General features: G+C 67.6%; 15 protein-coding genes. 7 read left to right on the top strand and 8 right to left on the bottom strand.

All coding sequences use genetic code 11. From position 1 onward, the window contains the following. Positions 1-121 precede the first annotated feature (121 nt). The 4 genes from EDE12_RS06715 (at position 122) to EDE12_RS06700 (ending at position 3,911) form a co-directional block, all read left to right on the top strand. Positions 122-2,314 (top strand): PBP1A family penicillin-binding protein, encoded by a 2,193-nt coding sequence (locus tag EDE12_RS06715; RefSeq protein ID WP_024878860.1) that lies wholly within the window; start codon positions 122-124, stop codon positions 2,312-2,314. 10 nt (positions 2,315-2,324) lie between these two features. Beyond that, a complete protein-coding gene (locus EDE12_RS06710; protein WP_026597860.1) occupies positions 2,325-2,897 on the top strand; it encodes a DUF1214 domain-containing protein in 573 nt (190 codons plus the stop codon). Beyond that, a complete protein-coding gene (locus EDE12_RS06705) occupies positions 2,894-3,487 on the top strand; it encodes a hypothetical protein (RefSeq protein ID WP_198029864.1) in 594 nt (197 codons plus the stop codon). The genes EDE12_RS06710 and EDE12_RS06705 overlap by 4 nt, the downstream gene beginning before the upstream one ends. Before the next feature lie 127 nt (positions 3,488-3,614). Continuing rightward, complete coding sequence (locus EDE12_RS06700; protein WP_134188016.1) at positions 3,615-3,911, top strand: hypothetical protein; 297 nt, start codon at positions 3,615-3,617, stop codon at positions 3,909-3,911. Positions 3,912-3,957: 46 nt separating this feature from the next. Here the strand turns inward: EDE12_RS06700 and EDE12_RS06695 are convergent, their stop codons facing one another. After that, complete coding sequence (locus tag EDE12_RS06695; protein WP_026597857.1) at positions 3,958-5,040, bottom strand: alkene reductase; 1,083 nt, start codon at positions 5,038-5,040, stop codon at positions 3,958-3,960. Between the two features lie 121 nt (positions 5,041-5,161). On the opposite strand from EDE12_RS06695, the gene EDE12_RS06690 reads away from it, so the two are divergent. The 3 genes from EDE12_RS06690 to EDE12_RS06680 are packed head-to-tail and all read left to right on the top strand — an operon-like array spanning position 5,162 to position 7,154. Continuing rightward, the gene (locus tag EDE12_RS06690) at positions 5,162-6,118 is read left to right on the top strand and encodes a polyprenyl synthetase family protein (RefSeq protein WP_051592374.1); all 957 of its coding nucleotides are present in this window, start codon (positions 5,162-5,164) and stop codon (positions 6,116-6,118) included. A gap of 8 nt (positions 6,119-6,126) precedes the next feature. Continuing rightward, positions 6,127-6,834: a DUF1345 domain-containing protein gene (locus EDE12_RS06685; protein WP_036290362.1), complete on the top strand. Its 708-nt coding sequence runs from the start codon at positions 6,127-6,129 to the stop codon at positions 6,832-6,834. Further along, positions 6,831-7,154, top strand: a complete 324-nt coding sequence (locus EDE12_RS06680; protein WP_026597854.1) for a plastocyanin/azurin family copper-binding protein — start codon at positions 6,831-6,833, stop codon at positions 7,152-7,154. The genes EDE12_RS06685 and EDE12_RS06680 overlap by 4 nt, the downstream gene beginning before the upstream one ends. Before the next feature lie 23 nt (positions 7,155-7,177). Here EDE12_RS06680 and EDE12_RS06675 read toward each other — a convergent pair whose 3' ends face one another. From EDE12_RS06675 to EDE12_RS06645, 7 genes are read right to left on the bottom strand one after another with little or no spacing between them, the layout of a single operon-like run. After that, a complete protein-coding gene (locus EDE12_RS06675) occupies positions 7,178-8,395 on the bottom strand; it encodes a BatD family protein (protein WP_051592343.1) in 1,218 nt (405 codons plus the stop codon). Then, entirely contained in the window at positions 8,395-9,270 is an 876-nt protein-coding gene (locus EDE12_RS06670) for a tetratricopeptide repeat protein (RefSeq protein WP_026597853.1), read from the bottom strand. The genes EDE12_RS06675 and EDE12_RS06670 overlap by 1 nt, the downstream gene beginning before the upstream one ends. Next, on the bottom strand, positions 9,267-10,178 hold the full coding sequence (locus EDE12_RS06665; RefSeq protein WP_026597852.1) for a vWA domain-containing protein: 912 nt from the start codon (positions 10,176-10,178) through the stop codon (positions 9,267-9,269). The genes EDE12_RS06670 and EDE12_RS06665 overlap by 4 nt, the downstream gene beginning before the upstream one ends. Next, complete coding sequence (locus EDE12_RS06660; protein ID WP_026597851.1) at positions 10,175-11,134, bottom strand: VWA domain-containing protein; 960 nt, start codon at positions 11,132-11,134, stop codon at positions 10,175-10,177. The genes EDE12_RS06665 and EDE12_RS06660 overlap by 4 nt, the downstream gene beginning before the upstream one ends. Then, the gene (locus tag EDE12_RS06655) at positions 11,131-11,580 is read right to left on the bottom strand and encodes a DUF4381 family protein (RefSeq protein ID WP_026597850.1); all 450 of its coding nucleotides are present in this window, start codon (positions 11,578-11,580) and stop codon (positions 11,131-11,133) included. Before EDE12_RS06655 ends, EDE12_RS06660 begins: the two co-directional genes overlap by 4 nt. After that, positions 11,573-12,481, bottom strand: a complete 909-nt coding sequence (locus EDE12_RS06650) for a DUF58 domain-containing protein (RefSeq protein WP_024878847.1) — start codon at positions 12,479-12,481, stop codon at positions 11,573-11,575. The genes EDE12_RS06655 and EDE12_RS06650 overlap by 8 nt, the downstream gene beginning before the upstream one ends. Next, on the bottom strand, positions 12,478-13,470 hold the full coding sequence (locus tag EDE12_RS06645) for an AAA family ATPase (protein ID WP_024878846.1): 993 nt from the start codon (positions 13,468-13,470) through the stop codon (positions 12,478-12,480). The genes EDE12_RS06650 and EDE12_RS06645 overlap by 4 nt, the downstream gene beginning before the upstream one ends. Positions 13,471-13,775: the final 305 nt, after the last annotated feature.

The following is a 13,775-nucleotide window of genomic DNA, read 5'->3' as shown; positions in this document are numbered from 1 at the left end:
CGCGCTTTATTCATCCTGCCGGCGATCCTGCGGGCCGGCCATCGTCAAGGCGGCTCGAGGAGTGCTATCATCCGCCTCCTGGTTCGCATAATCGCCCGGTTGGGCCAAGGGAGCGGCGCAATTGCTCGAACCTATTCGATCCTCGCGCTTATACAAGCGGGCTGCAAGGCTTCTGCTGGCGCTCGACGCCTATATCGACTCGAGCCTCTTCGACTCGAGCCGCGGCGCGCGCGAGGCCTATGAGAATTTCTCGGCCTTCATGAACCGATTCCAGGTGCGCGGCCTGCGACGGGTCGCGGTGGAGATCGGCTGCGAGTCGCTGACGCTGGCGCTCGGCGGCGGTCTGGTCGCGCTCGCGCTGTCGGTCTCCGCCATGCGCATGACCAGCGACGATTGGCTGAAGAAGCAGGACCTCTCGATCACTTTTCTGGATCGCTATGGCGCCGTCGCCGGACAGCGCGGCATCAAGCATGACGACGCCGTGCCGCTCGATCAATATCCAGATTACGTCATCAAGGCTGTGCTGGCGACCGAGGATCGACGCTTCTACGAGCATTTCGGCATAGACATCATCGGCACGGGACGCGCGCTCACGGTGAATGCGCGATCCTCCGGCGTGGTGCAGGGCGGCTCCTCCATCACGCAGCAGCTCGCCAAAAACGTCTTCCTCTCCAATGAGCGCACTCTCACGCGCAAGATCAACGAGGCCTTTCTCGCGCTCTGGCTCGAGGAGCGTCTCACCAAGCAGGAGATACTGAAGCTCTATCTCGACCGCGTCTATATGGGCGGCGGCGCCTTCGGCATTCAGGCGGCGGCGGAATTCTATTTCGGCAAATCGGTGCGCGACGTCTCGCTGTCGGAGGCCGCCATGCTCGCCGGCCTGTTCAAGGCGCCGACCAAATACGCCCCGCACGTAAATCTCCCCGCAGCGCGCGCGCGCGCCAATGACGTGCTCGACAATCTCGTCGACGCCGGCTTCATGACGCAGAGCCAGATCGTCGCCGCGCAGCGCAATCCTGCGACGCCGGTTGAGCGCAAGCGCGACCAGAGCCCGGATTGGTATCTCGACTTCGCCTTCAAGGAGGCGCAGCGCCTCGCCGAGGCGGGCAAGTTCGGCGACGATCGCGTGCTCGTCATTCGCACCGCGCTCGATCCCAATGTGCAGAAGCGCGCCGACGAGGTGGTGGAGGAAAATCTCCGCGAGAGCGGGCGCTCCTATCATGCGAAGCAGAGCGCCTCGGCCTTCATGGATCTCGACGGCGCCGTGCGCGCGCTGGTCGGCGGGCGCGATTATGGCGCGAGCCAGTTCAATCGCGCGACGGAGGCGGCGCGCCAGCCGGGTTCGTCCTTCAAGCCCTATGTCTATCTCACCGCGCTGATGAGCAATAAGTTCAAGCCGACGACGGTGGTGACGGATCGTCCCACCTGCATCGGCAATTATTGCGTCCATAATTATAGCGGCGGCTACGCCGGCTCGCTGCCGCTGTCACTGGCGCTCGCCAAATCGCTCAACACAATCGCCATTCAATTGTCGATCGCCATCGGCAATGGCGATTCTCATGCGGGCCGCGCCAAGATCATCGACACTTGCCGCAAGCTCGGCATCACCACGCCGCTCGAGGACACGCCCTCTCTGCCCGTCGGGCAGAGCGACGTCATCCTGCTCGAGCATGCGGCCGGCTACGCCGCTTTCGCCAATGGCGGCAAAAAGACGACGCCCTATGCGGCCACGGAGGTGCGCAACAGCCGCGGCGATATTCTCTATCAGCATGATCGCGACGCGCCGCCGCAAGAGCAGGTCGTGCCTTTCGAGAAGGTCGCCGAGCTCGACACGATGATGAAGCGCGTGATCGACGAAGGCACGGGCGGGCGCGCCAATCTCGGCCCCGGAATCGACGTCATCGGCAAGACCGGCACCACCAATGGCTATAAGGACGCGTGGTTCTGCGGCTATACCGGCAATATGGGCGGCTGCGTGTGGTATGGAAACGACGACAATGAGGGCATGTCCAATATGACCGGCGGCACCTTGCCGGCGAAGACATGGCACGACATCATGGCCTATGCGCATCAAGGAATCGCCATCAAGCCGATCCGCGGACTCGCCACGCCCGCCACGCTCGCGGCGGCGGCCGCCGCTCAGCCCAAGACGCTGGAGCTCGGCGCGCCGGCGCGTCCCGCGGCGCTCTCGCGCGGCGCCTTGGAGGCGCTCGGACAAATCGAGTCGAAGATGAAGCTCGACGGTCCCGAGCGCCCCGCCGCCGGCTCGCAGCCGCAGACGCGTTCCACCGACAAGCGCGCCGATCGGCGCTGACGGATTTCGCATGACCAATTATCTGAGGGCTTTCGTCGTGATGATCGCGGGCCTGCTGCTGGGCTTTGCGATGACCGCCGTCTCGCTCGGGCTCGGCCGCGGCTTCGGCGCGCTGCATGTCGGACCTTGGACCGCCTGGCCGCGCCATGGCGGCGCGGAGATCGACCCTTATGCGCGCGCTGTGCTGGCGCGCTCGGGCGAGGCGCCGCTCGGGCGCGATCAGGGCCTCGCCTTTTTCGCCCATGCGGATTCGAGCGGGGCGCCGCTCGATGGACGCTGCGACTATCGCGTCTTCGACACCACTCCCGCGGCGCGCTTCTGGACGCTCGGCGCGACCAGCGTCGCCGGCCGGCTCATCGACAATCCCGCCGATCGCCACGCTTTCACCTCGAGCGAGATTGCGCGGCGCGAGGGCGGCGCCTTCGAGATCGACATTGGCGCGCAGGCGCGGCCCGGCAATTGGCTGCCGGTGTCGAAAGAGCCTTTCGTGCTGGCGCTGCGCCTCTATGACACGCCGCTCGACCTCGAATCGGCGCCCGACCCTCAGACCTTTCCGAAGATCGTGAAGCTCCATTGCGCATGAAGATTTCTCGCGACTATCTCGACTGGCTGCCCTGGGCGCTCGCGACCGTCTGCGTCGCGGGCTCCGTTCACATCGTCTCCGTGCTGCTGATGCCGGACGTGGCGCCGCGCAACGCCTATGCGCGCCTGCTCGCCGCCGCGCAGAACGCCGAGACGACGACCAATGGCGTCGCTCTGCTGCCGCGCGCCGCGCCCGGCGCCGAGGTCACGCCTTTCGAGGATTCGGCTTTCGTCGAAGGCGTCTGCCTCTTCGATCTCTCCAAAGGTCTGATGCGCGTGCGCGCCGACGCCGATCTGGAGGATCTGCTCGCGCTCTCCTTTCACGCGCGAACGGGCCGCATCTTTCATTCCGCCACGGATCGCTCGGCGATCAAGGGCAAGATCGACGTTCTGATCGGCGATGCGCGCCAAATAGAAGCCGTCGAGGGCGAGGATGAGGAAGCACCGCCGAGCCAAGTGCATGTGACGGCGCCTTCGATGCGCGGCTTCGTGCTGCTGCGCTCGCTGGCCAAGCGCGCGAGCGATCGCGATCGCGCCGAGCAGCGCCTGCGTTCTGTCTCCTGCGAGACTGTCGCCGAGCCAGAAAGCTGATTCGCCGGCGGGCCGAGAGGCTCGCTTTTGGAGAAATACGCGACAAATAGGACATGTCGCCGCATTGCGATCGACCCTGCCGGCGACCACTTCCTATAAAGATGCCGGCAATAGCGAGGGCGATGCGATGAAAAATATCATTCCCACACTGGCGGCCGCTCTTCTGGCGGCGACGATCGCGCCGGCGCTCGCCGAGACCAATGTCGAGACCAAGCCCGCCGCTCCGCAGGAGGAGCACGGCGACGGCCATGGGGGCGGCTGCTGCAAGATGATGCAAGAGATGCGTCAAATGCATCAGATGCATGATCAGATGATGATGGATCATATGAAATCCATGCATCAGGGCCATGGCGCGGGCCATGATGGCGGACATGAGAGCAGCCATGACGGCCATGCGCCGGACGCTGCGCCCAAGGCGGAATAACGCTCAGCGGGCTCGTTTCCCGTAAAGAGAAACGAGCCCGGCCGGCTCACGCCGTCAGCGTCGGATAATCCGTATAGCCTCTCGCGCCCGCTCCATAGACTGTCTCGAAATCGACATCGGCGAGCGGCGCGCGCCGACGCAGGCGCTCGACGAGATCGGGATTGGAGATGAAGGGCCGGCCGAAGGCGATGAGATCGGCGCGCCCGCTCGCGAGCGTCTCCTGCGCGAGTTCCAAAGTATAGGCGTTATTGGCGATATAGGCGCCGGGAAAGCTCTTCCGCAAAGCGAGATAATCGAAAGGCGCGACATCGCGCGGGCCTTGCGTCGCGCCTTCTATGACATGAAGAAAGCCGAGCTTCTTCTCCGCCAGCCTCTCGACGAAATAGCCGAAGACGCTCTGCGGATCGCTGTCCGACATATCATACACCGGGCTCACCGGCGATATGCGCACGCCGACGCGCGACGCGTCCCATTCCTGCAGCACGGCGTCCACGACCTCGAGGCCGAAGCGCGCGCGATTTTGCGGCGCGCCGCCATAGGCGTCCTCACGCTTGTTGGAGCCGTCGCGCAAGAACTCGTCGATGAGATAGCCATTGGCGCAATGCACCTCGACGCCATCGAAGCCCGCCTCTTTCGCATTGCGCGCGGCCTTGCGATAATCGGCGATCAGCCCCGGAATTTCACCGAGCTCCAGCGCCCGCGGCGCGGAGCAATCGGCGGCGCCGGTCTCGATCGCCACCTGCTTCGTCGTGGCGATGGCGGAAGGCGCGACCGGCGCGCCGCCGCCGGGCTGCAGCGAGACATGCGAAACGCGCCCGACGTGCCAGAGCTGCAGGACGATATGCCCGCCCGCCGCATGCACGGCCTCCGTCACCTCACGCCAGCCGGCGACCTGCTCGGGCGAATAAATCCCCGGCGTATAGGCGTAGCCCTGCCCCTGCTGGGAAATCTGCGAGGCCTCGGCGATGATGAGGCCCGCCGAGGCGCGCTGGCGATAATGCTCGGCCATCAGCGCATTGGCGGCGTTGGTCCCATGGGTGGCGCGACGGCGCGTCAGCGGCGCCATGACGATGCGATTGGCGAGCGTAAAATCACCCAGCCGAAAGGGTTCGAACAAAGAAACGGTCATATTTTCGGATTTCCTCTCGCGCCGCGCCCCCTGCGCGGCCTCTTCCCCTCGCCACTTGGGGATTGATCGCAAATTTGTTAGGTCCGAGCCAGATGGAATGATTTTCTCGGGAAAGGGTCCCATGACCGGCGACGCAGCCAAGACCAACGCAGCCAAGACCATCGACGACGTTTTCCGCCGCCGCCTCGACGAGGCGGCGAGCGCGACCGAGGCCACGCTCGCGGGTCTCCTCGGCGCGGAGCCGCTTTCGAGCGAAATCGCCCGGCCGGCGCGGCTGCTGGAGGCGATGCGCTATGTGGCGCTGGGCGGCGGCAAGCGGCTGCGGCCGTTTCTGGCGCTCGAATCCGCCCGCCTCTTCGGCGTCGAGGGCGAGAGCGCGCGGCGCGCCGCCGCGGCGATCGAAATGATCCATTGCTATTCGCTCGCCCATGACGATCTCCCCGCCATGGACGACGACGATCTGCGCCGCGGCCGCCCCACCGCCCACAAGGCCTTCGACGAAGCCACCGCCATTCTCGCCGGCGACGGGCTGCTGACCTATGCTTTCGACGTTCTGGCCGATCCGGCGACCCATGCGGATGCGCAAATCCGCGCCCGTCTGGTGCTGGCGCTGGCCCGCGCTTCCGGGCTCGGCGGCATGGTCGGCGGCCAGGCCTTGGACCTCGAGGCCGAAAAGGCGACCAGCCCGCTCTCCCAGGAGGAGACGCTCCGCCTCCAGGCCATGAAGACCGGCGCGCTCTTGCGCATCTCGGTCGATTTCGGCGCCATTCTCGGCGGGGCCTCGGCTCCTGTGGCGGCGGCGCTCGGCCGCTATGGCGACGCGCTCGGCGCCGCTTTCCAGATCGCCGACGATATTTTGGACGCCGAGGGCGACGAGGCGGCGCTCGGCAAGCGCGCCGGCAAGGACGCGGAGCGCAACAAGGCCACATTGATCGGCCTGCTCGGCATGGACAAGGCGCGCGAGCGGCGCGACGCGCTGGTCGAGGCGGCCGTAGCGGCGCTCGCCGAGACGGGGCTCGGCGCGGCGACGGGCGTGCTCGCGCAGGCCGCGCGCTTCGTCGCGCTGCGCAGCAATTGAGCGAGCCGATGAGCCACGCCGCAGAGACTCACGCGCGCCATCGGCGCCCGCTGCTGTGGCGCATCGCCAGGGCGCGCGCGCGGCTGTTCTTCTGCCTGCTCGCCGGCGCGGCGGTCGGCCTGTTGCTGCCCGCGAGCTGGCGCGAGGTCACGCGCGCGCTGGTCGGCTGGGACGTCTTCGCGACGCTCTATCTCCTCCTCTCGGCGGAGATGATGGCGCGCTCGACGCCGAGCTCCATACGGCGCCGCGCGCAATTTCAGGACGAAGGCCGGCTCGTCATTCTGGTGATGACCATCGCCACCGCCTGCGCCTCTATCGGCGCGATCGTCGCCGAGCTCGGGCCGGTCAAAAATCTCGAGGGATTTTCCAAGCATGCGCATATTTCCCTCGCCGTGCTCACCGTCGTGCTCTCCTGGCTGTTCGTGCATCTCACCTTCGCGCTGCATTATGCGCATGAATATTATTTCGAGCGCGCCACTACGCCGGATCGCCCCGCGGAGCTGCGCGGAGGGCTGATCTTTCCGGGCGCGCAGCAGCCCGGCTATATGGATTTTCTCTATTTCGCCTATGTGATCGGCGTCGCCTCGCAGACGGCGGACGTCTCCACCGCCTCCACGACGATGCGCGCGGCAGCGCTGGTGCAAGGCGTGCTGGCCTTTTTCTTCAACACCGCGATTTTGGCGCTCACCGTCAATATCGCCGCGGGCTTCGTATGAGACTGCGCGCTTTCTGGGCCTCGCTTCTCGCAATATCGCTCTGGCTCGGTCCCGGCCTCGCGGCCGAGGTGCGCATCGAGAATTTCGCCTTCGCGCCGGTCCATATCACCGTGCGAGCGGGCGAGACCGTCGTTTTCGTCAACCACGATCAGGCCCCGCATTCCATCATCGGCGCGATGGGCAAGGAAGAAATCTTCCATTCGCCCGAGCATGTCGATGAGGACGAGAGCTTCGACGTCACGCTGACCCGTCTGGGCGAGGTGTCCTTTCGCTGCGGGCTGCATTCTCATATGAGCGGGACGATCACCGTCGTTCCGTGAGGGCGGTTTCCATATTCTGTCCGCTATCCAGCGCCGCTCGGCGCCCATGCGGCGGCGATGGCGCGCGCCAGCGGCGCGAGCGCCGGGGCGGCCGCCGGCCTCGGCCCATAGAGCGCAGCGTCCAACACGGCCAGCGCAGGGCCAATGTCCTCGCGCGCGACAACCCTCGCCCATGCTTTTGGATCGGCCTCCGCCAAGCGGCGCGCGGCATGGCGAAAGGCGACGGCGTCCGCCATGCGAGCGGCTCGTCTCAACGCCGCGAGCGCAGCCGGCCGCCGCACGCCGATCCGTCCCCGCATGGCGGCGACGAGACAGATGAGAGCGGCCGTCGCGACGAAGCTCGCCAGCGCGGCGATCATCGGCTGCGGCGCCGACAGGCCCGGACTCTCGCGCAGCTTCGCGGCCGAGCGCTCACGCGGCGCGTCGCCGAAAGCGATGCGCCGCTCGGGCGCAATCGCCTCGCGCATGCGCCGCGTCGCGACATCGAACCAGGCGATGCGGATCGCAGGCGCATAGGCCGCGACCGCCGACACGGGCCGCACGCTCCAGCGATAGACCGCATGGGCGATCGGCCCCTGATCGGTCACGATCGTCTGCCGCTCCACTGGCGCGGCGAAAGTGATGATTCCCGGCGCGCGGAAATTGGGCAGCGGCGGCAGGCGATCGGCGGTGACGCCCTCGGCCTCCACAGTGACGGTGCGCCGCGCCGTCTCGCCGAAGGGAATCCTGTCCGGCTCTATGTCCCAGGCGTCCGTGATGCGCAGGCTTCTCGCCGGCAGAAAGCTCTCGCCCGGCGGGACCAGCCCGTCGCGGGCGCGCGCCTCTATCTGGAGAGGCGCGGAAACATATTCCGCCTCCACCCTGCCGCTCTCGTCGATGCGATAGGCGATGCGGCGCTTGAAGGGCGGAATGGTGAGCCGCCCGGCGCGCAGCGGATAGATCATCAGCACACGCTCGACCACCGGCGTCCAAAAGCCGTCGATCATCTCCTCGCTGGAGGAGTCGACGCCGAATTGCTGCCAATCGAAATCGAGCAGCGAAGGCTGGATGATATGATCCAGCAGCACGCGGCCGCGTATGGCGGAACGGATCACCAACCGCAGCGGCTCGCCGACATAGGGCGTCTCGGATGGCGCTTCGACGCGGAGCTCGACGCGGCCGAAGGGCGGCTCCTCCTGCGCCAGCGCCTGCGCGAGAGGCTGCAGCAATAAGAACAGAAGAAGCGTGAGCCGGCGCGGCATCAATCATCCTCCTCCAGCGCGCCGCCGCCGGCGCGCAAACGGCGCGCCTTCTCAGCGGCGATGCGCAGCTTCAAGAAACGGCCGGGATCGTCGTCGAGGCTCTGCAGCCAATCGGCGCTCGCACGAATGGAGCGCGCCTCGAGGCGCCGGCGCACGCGGCGATCGCGCTCATGCAGCAGAGCCGCGACGTCGATCCTCTGGCCGCCGGTGCGGCCCGCGCCTTCCGAGGCTCCGACCGCGCCAGTCGCGCCGGCGCCGCTCTCCTTCGTCTCCTCCTGGCCCTTGCCCTGCTTGGAGGCTTTGGCGCCGCCGCGGTCGCCCGGCCGCGAGCTCGTCTCGCGCTCGCCCGCCGCGCCCTCCCCGCCGCCGCCTTTGTCATCGTCGAGACTGCCGAGCGCGCGCTGCTGGCCAGTCGCGGCCGAATTGGCCTTGGCGTCGCCGCCGGCGCTCTCGCGCTCGAGCAGACCGAGCAGCAGAGTTTTATTATAGGCCGCGTCCTCATCGTCCGGATCAGCGCGCAGCGTGCGATCATAGGCGGCGACCGCCTCCCGGTAACGACCGGCGAGCGCCAGCGCATTGCCGAGATCATAGAGGCTGTCGCTATCGCGCGCGAAAGCGGCGGCGGCCTCCTCCCAGCGCCCGGCCGAATAGAAGGCGGCGCCTTTCCAGACGGGATCGGCGAAGACTTGCGCCGCAAGGGATGGCAGGCCGAGCGCCAGCAATGCGCGTCCGCCGAGCTGCGTTCCGAGAGTCGATAGAGCGCTCACGAGCGCGAGAGAGAGGAAGAAGAGAGCGAGCCTGAAGGCGCGCGGCCCGAGGCGCGCAATGGACCGCGCGCCTCCAGGCTCGCCCCTCGTGCGATGATGCGGGATCATGCGCCCCTCCCCCGCAGCGCGAGCAGCAGCGCCGCCGCCGCGAGCAGCAGGATAAAGCGACCATAGTCGCGCCATTCGAGCGCGCGCAGCTCGCCTTCTGCAATATGAGCGACGCCGCGCATTTCTATCTCGCGCGCGATCTCGCGAGGATCGGCGGCGTCGCCGGCGCGCCCGCCTCCGGCGGCTGCGAGCGCCGTCATAGCGGCGCGGCGCGCGGGCTCGAGCGCATCCGCGCCGGCGCGCGCCGAGACGAAGACACTATGCACCCTGCGCCCTTCGCGCGCGAGAGAAGCCGCGAGCCGCTCGGCGCGCGGATCGAGCCCATCGCCATCGGAGATAATGGCGATATCCGCCTCTGCGATATCCGCCTCGCGCAGCAGGCGGCGAGCGAAGGCGAGCGCGCGATCGGGCCTCGTTCCGCCATCGGGCACCGTTCTCTCGTCTATGGCGAAGAGCAGAGATTCGAGCGATTTCGCATCATCCGTCAGTGGGCTCGCGAGATAGGCGTCGCCGGCGTAGAGCGCCAGCCCGATCTGCCGCGCGCCCGAGCGCTCGAGCAGAAATTGCGCCGCCGCGATGGTTCGAGGCAAGCGCTCGGCGCGCGAGACGTCCAGCAGGATCAATGTGGCGTCGAGATTGCGAAACTGTTCGGCGCCGCGCATTTTCATCGCCGGCCCGCAGAGCGCGAGAGCGATGAGCGCGACGCTGAAAAACAGCGGCCCGTCACTGCGGGCGGCGCCGACGCTCGCGCTTCGGCGCAGCATGACAGCGAGCAGAGCCGGATCGACGATGCGGCGCCAATCGCCGAGCGCATCGCGCCGCCGCGTCGCCAAGACTACCAGCGCCAGCGCTGGCGGAACCAGCAGCCAGAGCGGTCGCAGCAGAGCGAAATCGCCGAGCTCGATCATCGTCTTTCTCTGGTCGAGAGCGCGAGCGCCGCCGCCGCCAAGAAAGCGAGCGCGCCCGGATAAATCCACAGCTCACGATAGATGATCGTCGGCGGAGCCGGCGCCGGCCCGGCGATCAGCGACTCTATCGCGCGCGTCGCAGCGTCGAGCTCGGCGCCCGTGCGTGCACGAAACGCCACGCCGCCGCCGATCTCCGCTATGTGCTGAAGCGCGACGAAATCCACCGCATCCGTATCGTCGGGATTGGCGACCGTGTCATTCACGCCGAGGCCGATGGTGAAGATTTTCACGCCCATGTCGCGCGCCAGCTCGGCGACGGCGCTGGGCTCGCTGACGCCGGCGTTATTGGCGCCGTCGGAGAGCAGTATCACGAGACGCGACGGCGCGGTGGAATCCGAAAGACGCTTCACCGCGAGGCCGAGCCCTTCGCCGATCGCGGTGGAGCGGCCGACGAGGCCGATCTCCATTTCCTCGAGCGTCGCGCTCGCCGCGCGCAGATCGAAGCTCAACGGCGCCGCGGCGAAAGCCGTCTCGGCGAAGACGACGAGGCCGATGCGATCGCCGGAGCGACGGCGGATCAGCTCCGCGCCGAAATGTTTCAGCACGGCGAGACGGCTGGCGGCGACGCCGTCGATCTCGAAATCCGTCTTCGTCATGCTGCCGGAGAGATCGAGCGCCAGCATGATGTCGCGCCCGGTCGCCGGCAGCGCCGCGACGGCGCCGGCGACGCGCGGCCCCGCGAGCGCGATCACGAGTCCGATCCAGGCGAGCGCGGAAGCGATGGCCCGCCAGGAAAGACGCAGGCCGCCCGATGCGGCGCCGGCGCCGAGCCGATGACGAATGGTCTCCGGCAATGGCAATCCGCCGCCCGCCGCGCGCCCGCGCAACAAGCGCAGCAGCAAGGGCGCGGGCAAGAGCGCGAGCGCGAGAGGCGTCGCCAATTCGAGGCCGTTCATCGATCGAGCCTCGACAGCAGCTTTTGCAATGAACGATCGAGCGTCTCGCTCGGATCATCGGCGCGCGGGCGATAGAGCGCATCGCCGAAAGCGCGGCCCTCGCCTTCGCTGAACAAAGTCGTCGCGAAAATCGCATCGAGCCGCGTCAGCCAGGATTCGCCATGCGAATGCGCGACGCCGCCGTCGAGCGCGCCGACGAGATCGCGCAGCATTCTCGCCTGCGCCGCGAGCCGTTCCGTCGCCGGCAACGCGCGCGCCGACGCCAGCGCGGAAAGCGCGGCGCGACGCAGAGGACGGCGGCGCGCGCGCCAGAACAAGACGGCGAGCGTCAACAAAGCGCCGGCGCCGCAACCGACGAGCGCCATGAGCAGAACCTCCGCCGTTCCATCCGGCGGCGGCGCGCGCAGCGGCCGCAATTGCTGGAGCAGCTCAGAAGGATCAGCCATCGAACCGCTCCATATCCAAGCGCTCGAGCAGGCGCGCGATCGTCTCCGCATCGAGGCCGGCGTCGATCTCGAGCGTGCGCGCGCCGAGCCGGCGCAAGCGCGCCAGCCGCTCGTCGGGCGCAGTCCGCGCTCCATGCGCGATGCGTAGCAAGCCGTCTTCCACGCGCGTGCGAAACGGATAGAGACCCGGCGAAGGCGCCAGCTCGAAACGATCGGCGACGAGCAGCACGGAGAGGTCGCGCCGACGCGCGATGCGCGTTGCAATTACGTCGAAAGCTTCGCCCGGCGAATCCAGCGCGCTGGCGAGAGTGAGCGCCGATGTTCCGCCGACGCTCTCCATCTCCTCGAGCGCGGCTGCGAGCGGCGGCTCGGCTGTTTCGGCGCTTTCCGCGAGAGCGGAGCGATGCGCTTCGGCGAGCGCGACGAGCAGAGGCGGAAAGCTGCGCGCGCCCACAGCCCAGCCGAAGCAGCGCGCGCCCGCCGAGCCGATCGCCGCGAGGCCGACGCGGCCCTGCGAGTCGATGACGCGCCAGGCGGAGGCGACCGCGGCCTCCGCCGCCGCGACCGAACGAAAGGCGCGGCGCGTGCCGAACAGCATGGGCGTGCGAAAATCGACGACAAAAAGCACGGAGCGCTCGCGCTCGTCGTGAAAGGTGCGCACATGCGGCGCGCCGGTGCGGGCGGTGACATTGCGATCGAGGCTGCGCATATCGTCGCCGTCCGACCAAGGGCGGACGTCATAGGTCTCGGCGCCGCGCCCGCGCCGACGCCGCGCCACGCCGCCGAGCGGCGCAGTCGCAGCGGCTCTGCGCGCGCTGCTGCGCGTCGAAAGCAGCCGCAGACGCATCAAGGAGTCGACATCGAGATCGACGCCGAGGACAGGCGCTTCCGCCGCGCTCATGCAGGCGGAACCGCATCGAGATAGGCGCGAATGACGCCGCGCGGAGTCTCGCCCTCGGCGAGCGCGCGCCAGCCGAGAATCGTGCGATGCGAGAGGACATCGACGGCGAGCTCGGTCACATCCTGCGGCGCGACATAATCGCGCCCATCGAGAAAGGCGCGCGCCTTGGCGCCCGCAGCGAGCGCCAATGTGCCGCGCGGCGAGGACGGATGCGCGATCTTCGCCGCCAGCTCCGGCGCAATGCTCGCGTCGCGCGGCGCGGTGACGAGCCGCACGATATAATCCTTGATTGCGGCGGAGAGAAAGACCGATCGCGCCGCCTGGCGCGCGCCGGCGATCTCCTCCGGCTGCAGCGCCTCGGGCGGCGCGACGGCCGCGCCCTGATCCTCGCGCTCGACGAGATCGAGAATGAGCCGCTCGGTGGCCGCGTCCGGCAGCGCCAGCTCGACATGCAGCATGAAGCGATCGAGCTGCGCCTCCGGCAGCGGAAACGTGCCTTCATGCTCTATCGGGTTCTGCGTCGCCACGGTCATGAAAGGGTCGGGCAGCGCGTGGGTCGCGCCGGCGATTGTCGCCTGACGCTCGGCCATGGCCTCGAGCAGCGCCGATTGCACCTTGGGCGGCGCGCGATTGATCTCATCGACGAGCAGCAGCGAATGAAAGATCGGCCCCGCGGAAAATTCAAAGACGCTCTTGTCCTGACGCCAGATCGACGTGCCGGTGATGTCCGCGGGCATGAGATCGGGCGTGCATTGAATGCGCGCGAAGGTGAGATTGGAGGCGCTGGCGAGCAGCTTGACCGCGCGCGTCTTGGCGAGGCCCGGCGCGCCCTCGAGCAGCACATGGCCATCGGCGACGAGGCCGATCAGCAGGCGCTCGACCAGCGCATCGGCGCCGATGAGGCGCTCCTGCAAGAATGTCCTGATCTCGCCGAGCCGCGCGCCCACATCGAAGGCGCGGTCGGGGGAGAGAAAGCGAAGCGGTTCCATCGGGTTCATGCGATTGGTCCAATACCGGCGATCACGCGGCGGCGCTGAACTTTCGCCTCTGCGGCTCGCGCTGTCGAGGGACAATCGTCTAAAAAAATCGGGCATTTTTCCCGAAATGTCATAGAATTCATTCTATGATGCGCGGTCGGCCCGTTCTCCGCCGGGGAAAGACGCGCCTCGCCGGCCTATTGACGGCGCCACGTCACGTTTATACCAATCGTTCCCGCGCGGCGGCCTCGGCGCTCGCTCGGCCGATTCATTTGAGACATTAACTCTTTATCAACCCTATGCGGACACTGCCGATG

The sequence above is a fragment of the Methylosinus sp. sav-2 genome (assembly GCF_004366495.1).
Lineage (GTDB): Bacteria > Pseudomonadota > Alphaproteobacteria > Rhizobiales > Beijerinckiaceae > Methylosinus.
Note: the sequence above shows the minus strand (reverse complement) of the source record. Positions and strands in the feature narration are given on the sequence as shown.